Genomic DNA, 3,907 nt, shown 5'->3' with positions numbered 1-3,907 from the left:
CGCGGACGGATCGCGGCAGGCTTGGACCTATGGCCAGGTCAAGCGCGCCTCGGACGGGCTGGCGGTGGCGCTGGCTGCGCAGGGCATCACGCGCGGGGACCGGGTGGCGGTGCTGCTGACCCAACACCCCTTCGTTCTGATAACGCAGATGGCGGTGATGAAACTGGGTGCGGTGGCGCTGCCCCTGTTCACGTTGTTCGGCGAAGACGCGCTGCGCTACCGGCTGGCCGATAGCGGCGCGCGGGCGGTGGTGACGGACCCCGCCAACCTGGGTCGCGTGGCGGCCCTGCGGTCCGCGATCCCCGCACTGGAGACGTTGATCTCGACCGGACCCGCGAGTGCCCCGGTTCTGTCGCTGCCCGAATTGATAGAGACGCCCGCCCGGGGCTTCCGCCCGGCAGAGACGCAGGCCGATGACCCGGCGATGATGATCTACACATCGGGCACCACGGGCGATCCAAAGGGCGTTTTGCATGCGCATCGCTTCCTGTTTGGGCATCTGCCCTGCATGGAACTGAGCCAGGGGCTTTTCCCCAAGGCGGGCGACGTGGGCTGGACCCCGGCCGATTGGGCCTGGATCGGCGGGCTGATGGATATGGCAATCCCTTGTCTTTATTACGGGATTCCGCTCGTCAGCCATCGCTTCGCGAAGTTCGAGCCCGAGGCGGCCTTCGCGCTGATGATCCGCGAAGGGGTGACGAATGCCTTCATTCCGCCCACGGCGCTGCGGCTGATGAAACAGGCCGCGGTGCCCGGAGGGTTGCGGCTGCGGGCGGTCAGTTCCGGCGGCGAGCCGCTTGGCGCGGACATGCTGGACTGGGGAGAGGCGCGGCTCGGGGCCGAGATCAACGAGCTTTACGGGCAGACCGAGGCGAACCTGATCGTGGCCGCGCGATCGGCGATGATGGACCGGGTGCCCGGTGCCATGGGGCTGGCGGTGCCGGGCCATGACGTGCGGGTGCTGGGGGCGGATGACCGGGAAACCGGCGCGGGTGAGGTGGGCGAGGTCTGCCTGGCAATGCCTGACCCTGTGGCCTTCCTGCGCTATTGGAACAAGCCGGAAGCCACGGAAAAGAAAGTGAAAAACGGATGGCTTCGAACCGGTGACCTGGCCACGCGCGGCACCGATGGGCAGATCACCTTCCACGCGCGGGACGATGATGTGATCACGTCGGCGGGGTATCGGATCGGGCCGTCGGAGATCGAGGCGGCGCTGCTGCGGCACCCCGATGTGCTGATGGCCGCCGTGGTGGGGGAGCCTGATGCGATCCGCACGGAGATCGTCGTGGCGCATGTGGTGCTGCGCGCGGGGGCGGAGTGGGAAGGGCTTGAAAACGCTCTGAAAACCCTTGTGCGCGAGCGGGTCTCGGCGCACCTCGTGCCGCGCCGGGTGGTGCGGGCGGAGAGCCTGCCGATGACCGCCACGGGCAAGATCATGCGCCGCGCGCTGCGCGGCCAGTGAGGCTCGAAAAGGGGGGTGCCATGCGTACACCCCCTGTGCACCCCCCGTACACCCCCCGTGCAGACGAAGCGGCGCTGTCGCCGCGCCTTGCGCGTCGACCCAAGAGCGGCCCTCGTCGACCCCCGCTTGCGCGGGGGCACTCCTCGGGCCGCGTTGCCACGGGCCCTGTGGCGGGTTGAGGCGCATCGCGGCATGGCGCGCGCTGGTCTAGGGGGCGGGATGCCTCCGGCGGGGGTATTTGCGGCAAAGAAGAAGGGGGGCTTGGCTGGGCCGCTGGCGTGCCGCGGTCAGTGCACCATCTTGCGAATGCGGCGGGTCATCAGGGCGACGCCCAGCACCACGGGCAGGACGAGGGCGGCGGTGACCCAGGGTTTCTCGATGCCGAATTCGGAAGCCACGGGGGCAAGCAGGTAGCCCAGCAGGCTGACCGCGTAGTAGCTGATCGCCACGACCGAGAGGCCCTCGACCGTTTCCTGCAGGCGCAGTTGCAGGGCGGCGCGGCGGTCCATGCTTTCCAGAAGGGCCTGGTTCTGGGCCGAGCGGCCCACTTCGACCTTGGTGCGCAGAAGCTCGCCCGCGCGGAAGGCGCGGTCGGTCATGGAGCGCAAGCGGCTTTCGGTGCTTTTCACCGTGCGCATGGCGGGGTCGAAGCGGCGCAGCATGAATTCGGAGAAGGTCTGGCGGCCGAGGAACCGCTCTTCGCGCAGCACCTCGATGCGCTGGTGCACGATCGCCTCGTAGGCGCCGGTCGCGCCGAAGCGGAAGGCGCTGCGCGACATCAGGTTTTCCAGCGCGGTGGCGTAGCCAAGAAGCTGGTGCAGCTGGTCGTCGGCGGGGCTCTCTTCGCTGGTCATGTCGCGCAGAAGGTCGGACAGGCCCGAGTCGATTTCCGCCATGCGGGCATTGAGGCTGCGGGCCCGCGGGAAACCGAGCATCGCCATGGCCTTGTAGGTCTCGATCTCGCACAGGCGCTGGATGATGCGCCCGATGCGGGCCGGGCCGGTGCTGGGCGCCGGGAAGAGGGCAAACCGCATGTGGCCGGCCGGGTCGATGCGGAAATCGCTGGCGATGATGGCGGCCCCGTCCAGCACGCGGCTGACCGCGAGGCTTTCATGCACGAACCAGTCGGCCACATCGGCGGCGATGGCCTGGTCCTCGTCGCCGCCCTCGTTGATGCGGAAATGGGCCGAGGTGACGCGCAGGCCCGGGGCGGCGGCCATCCAGTCCTCGGGGAAGACATCCCAGATCTGGCTGTCGAAGGCGCGGTCGCTCAGACCCTCGCCGAAGACCATGTAGGTGACGAACTCGGTATGCTGTTCCCACTTGAGTTGATAGCGGCCGATCTGGCCCGTGTAATGGGTGGCGCCGGGCTTGGGGTGCTGTGCCCCGTGGCGGTCCAGGAGCGCCAGTAGGTGCGCGCGGTCGAACTCTCGGTCGCGGGCGGCGGCGTTCCGCTCGGGTTTGAGCGCGATGATCGCGGCCTGGCTGGCGTGCCGGATCGCGGGGAAGGGCCGGGCGTGCAGTTCGTTGGCCAGGTCATAGCGCAGCGGGTGGTCCGGGAAACTGGGCATGGGCGGTCCTTCGCGGTGGCTTCCCCGCGGATACCTCGTCAGTCAAATAAATCAAGAAAAAAATCAATGAAAAGAATGTGTTGGACGTGTGCAACGGTATACCGAGCCGGCTAAACCCCGGCAGGGGCGGGAATTTGGCGGATGGGGCGGTGGGAGTCGGGTCAGATGGTCGCAAAGGCCGGGCGATGACGTATCGTCGCTTTTGGCCCCTGCGGCGTCCCTTCCGTTGTAGAGCGGGGGGCGGCAAGCTAAAAAACCCCCGTTGCCCGAGCGAATGGGACCAAACCGGGGAAAAGGGGATCAGAGTGAAGATAGGTGCTCCGAAGGAGATCGAAGCCGGCGAAAATCGCGTTGCGATGACGCCGGACAGTGCAGCGCAACTGCAGAAGCTTGGCTACGAATGCCTGATCGAGGCGGGAGCCGGTGCGAATGCAGGTTTTGCGGATGCCGATTACGCGGCTGCGGGCGTGAGCGTGGTCAAGACCGCTGCTGCCTTGTGGAAAGAGGCCGACATCATTGCCAAGGTGCGCGTGCCGACCGCGACCGAGGCGAAGCGCCTGACCGCTGACAAGACACTGATTTCCTTCTTCAATCCTGCCGGGAACGAAGAGGGCATGGAGATCGCCAAGGCCAAGGGCGCCAATGTCATCGCCATGGAAATGGTGCCGCGCATCAGCCGCGCGCAGAAGATGGACGCGCTGTCCTCGATGGCCAATATCGCGGGCTACCGTGCGGTGATCGAGGCGGGCAACAACTATGGCCGCTTCTTCACCGGGCAGATCACCGCCGCGGGCAAGGTGCCGCCGGCGAAGGTCCTGGTGGTGGGCGCGGGCGTGGCAGGGCTTGCCGCGATCGGCACCTCGACCAGCCTTGG

2 protein-coding genes and 1 pseudogene are annotated in these 3,907 nt (G+C 67.4%); 2 read left to right on the top strand and 1 reads right to left on the bottom strand.

Annotation, left to right across the window (positions count from 1 at the left end):
* On the top strand, positions 1-1,462 hold a 1,462-nt coding region (locus ACEQXV_RS08385), incomplete at its 5' end, for an AMP-binding protein (RefSeq protein WP_370268710.1).
* 287 nt (positions 1,463-1,749) lie between these two features.
* Here the strand turns inward: ACEQXV_RS08385 and ACEQXV_RS08380 are convergent.
* The gene (locus ACEQXV_RS08380; RefSeq protein ID WP_370268708.1) at positions 1,750-3,033 is read right to left on the bottom strand and encodes a DUF3422 family protein; all 1,284 of its coding nucleotides are present in this window, start codon (positions 3,031-3,033) and stop codon (positions 1,750-1,752) included.
* Between the two features lie 305 nt (positions 3,034-3,338).
* Here ACEQXV_RS08380 and ACEQXV_RS08375 point away from each other — a divergent pair.
* Positions 3,339-3,907: pseudogene (locus ACEQXV_RS08375) on the top strand (NAD(P)(+) transhydrogenase (Re/Si-specific) subunit alpha); the annotation flags it as partial.

Source organism: Nioella sp. (assembly GCF_964229645.1).
Lineage (GTDB): Bacteria > Pseudomonadota > Alphaproteobacteria > Rhodobacterales > Rhodobacteraceae > Nioella.
Note: the sequence above shows the minus strand (reverse complement) of the source record. Positions and strands in the feature narration are given on the sequence as shown.